This window comes from Pseudocitrobacter vendiensis (assembly GCF_943590815.1).
Lineage (GTDB): Bacteria > Pseudomonadota > Gammaproteobacteria > Enterobacterales > Enterobacteriaceae > Pseudocitrobacter > Pseudocitrobacter vendiensis.
Genome location: NZ_CALSBS010000069.1, coordinates 1 through 4,143, shown reverse-complemented (window position 1 = coordinate 4,143; position 4,143 = coordinate 1). Strand labels below are relative to the sequence as shown.

Genomic DNA, 4,143 nt, shown 5'->3' with positions numbered 1-4,143 from the left:
CGCGTTATCGATCTGATCGAATGCGCGAGCAGCACCGCCGTAGGTTTTAGCCAGTACGGTAGTGATGGCAGCGGTCAGCGTTGTTTTACCATGGTCAACGTGGCCGATAGTACCGACGTTAACGTGCGGTTTTGTACGTTCAAACTTTTCTTTAGACATCGATTGTCCCTCTAAGACACGGATAAATCGGTGATATCACCACATCAACCAGGCAACACGCCCGACTTGTTGAATGCATTTAAAAGTAAACAGAGAGAAACGGGAAGGAGAAGTGAAGTGGTGCTGATACCCAGAGTCGAACTGGGGACCTCACCCTTACCAAGGGTGCGCTCTACCAACTGAGCCATATCAGCACGTCTGGAGCGGGCAGCGGGAATCGAACCCGCATCATCAGCTTGGAAGGCTGAGGTAATAGCCATTATACGATGCCCGCATCCTGAAACTCGGCTACCCAGTTCTTTCTGTTTAAGGAGAAGAACACTCTCCTGTTTGAGCCGGTGGATACAGCTTCCGACTCTGGCTGCGCTTTCGCGTAACCGAAGATGGTGGTGGGGGAAGGATTCGAACCTTCGAAGTCGATGACGGCAGATTTACAGTCTGCTCCCTTTGGCCGCTCGGGAACCCCACCAGGCACTTGATGGTGCCGACTACCGGAATCGAACTGGTGACCTACTGATTACAAGTCAGTTGCTCTACCTACTGAGCTAAGTCGGCATCAAGTAGCGCGCATTCTAGGGAGACCTGCGCCAGCATGCAACTAAAAATTTGCATAAAATGTTCTCTTGCTCATATTTTGTGCGCAAATGCGTAAAAACACGGCAGAGTGGTGAATATGAGAGCAAAAAGTGAGTATTTTTAATGCAACGCTTCATGGCCGAATTACGACGCTATCGGCCTTAACGGTTTTTGCCGCTCAAAGTGAGGGTTAATAACGCTTCGGAAGAGAGTCGTAATGTGTTGCGTTTGTGCACGAAAGCGCCACGTATTTAGATTTTTTCTTCTTATTCTCTTCCATCTGGTGTTAACCTCCTGCCCATTGTCCTGATTAACTGAATGTTGATGCGTCGTGTGTTCGCTAAGGCGGCGGTCAGAACATGCTTATGAGAAAAAAAGAGCAAACGTTAATGACACCTTACCTACAGTTTAATCGTAGCCAGTGGGCTGCACTTCGTGATTCCGTGCCGATGACCCTGACTGAAGGGGAAATCAAACGGTTGAAAGGTATCAACGAAGATCTGTCGCTGGAAGAGGTCGCCGAGATCTATTTGCCTTTATCGCGTTTGCTCAACTTCTATATCAGCTCGAACCTGCGTCGCCAGGCTGTGCTGGAACAGTTCCTGGGCACCAATGGGCAACGTATTCCTTATATCATTAGTATTGCCGGCAGCGTCGCCGTGGGGAAAAGCACCACCGCACGCGTGTTGCAGGCGTTACTGAGCCGCTGGCCTGAGCATCGCCGTGTAGAGCTGATTACCACCGATGGCTTCCTGCACCCTAATGAGGTGCTGAAAGAACGTGGGCTGATGAAGAAGAAAGGCTTCCCGCAATCTTATGATATGCATCGCCTGGTGAAATTCGTTTCAGACCTGAAATCCGGCGTGCCTGACGTGACAGCCCCTGTCTATTCGCATCTGATTTATGATGTCATCCCGGACGGCGATAAAACGGTTACGCATCCGGATATTTTAATTCTTGAGGGATTAAATGTTCTGCAAAGCGGGATGGATTATCCACACGATCCACATCATGTATTTGTTTCCGATTTTGTCGACTTCTCAATATATGTTGATGCGCCGGAAAAACTCCTTCAATCGTGGTATATCAACCGCTTCCTAAAATTTCGCGAAGGCGCATTTACCGATCCGGATTCTTATTTCCACAACTATGCGCAGCTTTCAAAAGATGAAGCGATAAACGTAGCGACTAATTTATGGAATGAGATTAACCTTGTGAATCTTAAGGAAAACATCTTGCCTACGCGCGAGCGCGCGAGCCTGATTTTGACGAAAAGCGCAAATCACTCGGTTGAGCAGGTCCGTCTAAGAAAATAAAGCCTTTTATAGAAAAGGGAGCCTCAGCTCCCTTTTTTTCATTCTGCGCTACGCAACGAAATTTCGCCGCCAACCCAGGGTTTAATCACTCCATCCTGCTCAAGCAATAATGCGCCTTGCGAATCAATTCCACGTGATATACCGAAGATCTCTTTGTCGCCAATAATTAACTTCACCGGACGATCAATAAAGTTATCGAGTCTTTTCCAGCGTGTCAGATACGGTGTCAGCCCTTCCCGCTCAAACAGACGTAGCGAATCACGAAGCTCTTTAATCAGGCGGACAGCAAGCGTATTACGATCGATGGAGATCCCCGCTTCCTGAAGGTTGATCCAGCCTTGATTAATAACATCATTTTCGACGTTACGCATGACAAGATTAATTCCCGCGCCAATGACAATTTGCGCAGCATCACCCGTTTTTCCGGTTAATTCCACCAGGATACCGGCAAGTTTACGATCATTAAGGTACAGATCATTCGGCCATTTTACACGCACATGGTCGGCACCCAGGCTCTGCAATACTTCAGCCATGACAATGCCAATCACCAGACTCAAACCAATTGCCGCGGCAGGCCCCTGCTCCAGACGCCAGTACATTGAAAGGTAGAGATTTGCCCCGAATGGAGAGAACCATTTACGGCCACGGCGACCACGTCCTGCGGTTTGATACTCTGCCACGCAGGCATCGCCAGAATGCAACCCGTGAATGCGATCGAGCAGATACTGGTTGGTGGAATCAATAACCGGTAAGACCGCCACATTACCATATTCAATTTGCTGACGAATGCGTTCTTCTTCCAGTAACTGGATAGGCTCTGGCAGGCTGTAACCTTTGCCAGGTACGGTAAACACATCCACGCCCCAATCGCGTAGGGTTTGAATATGTTTGTTAATCGCCGCCCGGCTCATACCCAGTTTTTCACCCAACTGTTCGCCGGAATGGAATTCACCGTCAGAAAGGATGGATATCAGCGTTAAGGGTACCGTGTTGTCTTTCATGCAATGACCTCTACCGCGTTCACTTCGCCCGTTGGCCCCATAAATCGCACTTCAGGCTCCAGCCAGACATTAAATTTCTTGCCGACCTGAGCCCGCACATGATGGGCGAGACCAACCACATCATCACTGGTCGCATTACTCTGATTGATGAGAACCAGCGCCTGCTGTTGATGTACCGCCGCGCCACCGTGACTATAGCCTTTCAACTGACACTGGTCGATAAGCCAGCCCGCCGCCAGTTTTACGGTTCCATCACGCTGCGGATAATGTGGCGCATTGGGGAATAAAGCCAGCAGCGCATCGGCATGCTCGCGATTAACGACCGGGTTCTTAAAGAAGCTTCCCGCGTTGCCGTTAACTTTAGGATCCGGGAGTTTTGTCATTCGCATATGGCATACGGAATCAAAAACGTCACGCGGGGTAACGGTCTGCGGATCTAAACGCGTCAGATCGCCGTACGTCAGCACGGGCTTCCACGCTTTAGTCAGGCGGAAACCCACGGCCAGAATAGCGAATTTGTCCTGATACTCATTTTTAAAGATGCTATCGCGATAGCCAAAACGACATTCTGATGCCGATAAACGCAGGTGTTTACCGGTCGCCAGTTCGACACAGTCTACAAACTCACAGACCTGTTGAAGCTCGACGCCATAGGCTCCGATGTTTTGAATAGGTGATGAACCGGCGCAGCCAGGGATCAACGCTAAGTTTTCCAGACCCGGCATGTTGTTATCCAGCGTATAACAAACTAATTGATGCCAGTTTTCACCCGCCCCGACATGAAGATGCCAGGCATCTGCCGACTCGGTAACCTCGATACCTTTAATCCGGTTAACGATGACGGTTCCGGCGTAATCTTCCAGGAAGAGAACATTGCTTCCTTCCCCCAGAATAAGAACTGGCAGACCTTCTGCGGTCGCATGCTGCCAGGCGCTCAGTAGTTGTTGTTCGTTTTCCGCGCATATAATGTGCTTCGCATGATGATCAATGCCGAAGGTGTTCCAGGGTTTTAGGGAATGGTTCATAGCTGCTTTCCTGATGCAAAAACGTCGCTAGTTTACCGTATATGAGGGGATTGTGCGCGTGGTATC

At 49.5% G+C, this 4,143-nt stretch carries 4 protein-coding genes and 4 tRNA genes; 1 reads left to right on the top strand and 7 read right to left on the bottom strand.

Going from position 1 to position 4,143, the window contains the following annotated elements:
• From NMC31_RS25895 to NMC31_RS25875, 5 genes are all read right to left on the bottom strand, one after another.
• Positions 1-159 (bottom strand): GTP-binding protein (locus NMC31_RS25895; RefSeq protein WP_001543379.1); only part of this gene is annotated, 159 nt, incomplete at its 3' end.
• A 118-nt stretch (positions 160-277) separates the two neighbouring features.
• Positions 278-353: transfer RNA gene (locus NMC31_RS25890), tRNA-Thr, on the bottom strand.
• Positions 354-358: 5 nt separating this feature from the next.
• Positions 359-433 (bottom strand) — tRNA-Gly (locus NMC31_RS25885).
• A gap of 110 nt (positions 434-543) precedes the next feature.
• A tRNA-Tyr gene (locus NMC31_RS25880) sits at positions 544-628 on the bottom strand.
• A 10-nt stretch (positions 629-638) separates the two neighbouring features.
• A tRNA-Thr gene (locus NMC31_RS25875) sits at positions 639-714 on the bottom strand.
• 386 nt (positions 715-1,100) lie between these two features.
• On the opposite strand from NMC31_RS25875, the gene coaA reads away from it, so the two are divergent.
• The gene (coaA, locus tag NMC31_RS25870; protein ID WP_041686545.1) at positions 1,101-2,051 is read left to right on the top strand and encodes a type I pantothenate kinase; all 951 of its coding nucleotides are present in this window, start codon (positions 1,101-1,103) and stop codon (positions 2,049-2,051) included.
• Between the two features lie 38 nt (positions 2,052-2,089).
• Here the strand turns inward: coaA and birA are convergent, their stop codons facing one another.
• Both birA and murB read right to left on the bottom strand, forming a co-directional pair.
• Entirely contained in the window at positions 2,090-3,052 is a 963-nt protein-coding gene (gene birA / locus NMC31_RS25865; RefSeq protein ID WP_149465137.1) for a bifunctional biotin--[acetyl-CoA-carboxylase] ligase/biotin operon repressor BirA, read from the bottom strand.
• The gene (gene murB / locus NMC31_RS25860) at positions 3,049-4,077 is read right to left on the bottom strand and encodes a UDP-N-acetylmuramate dehydrogenase (protein ID WP_253899393.1); all 1,029 of its coding nucleotides are present in this window, start codon (positions 4,075-4,077) and stop codon (positions 3,049-3,051) included. Before murB ends, birA begins: the two co-directional genes overlap by 4 nt.
• Positions 4,078-4,143: the final 66 nt, after the last annotated feature.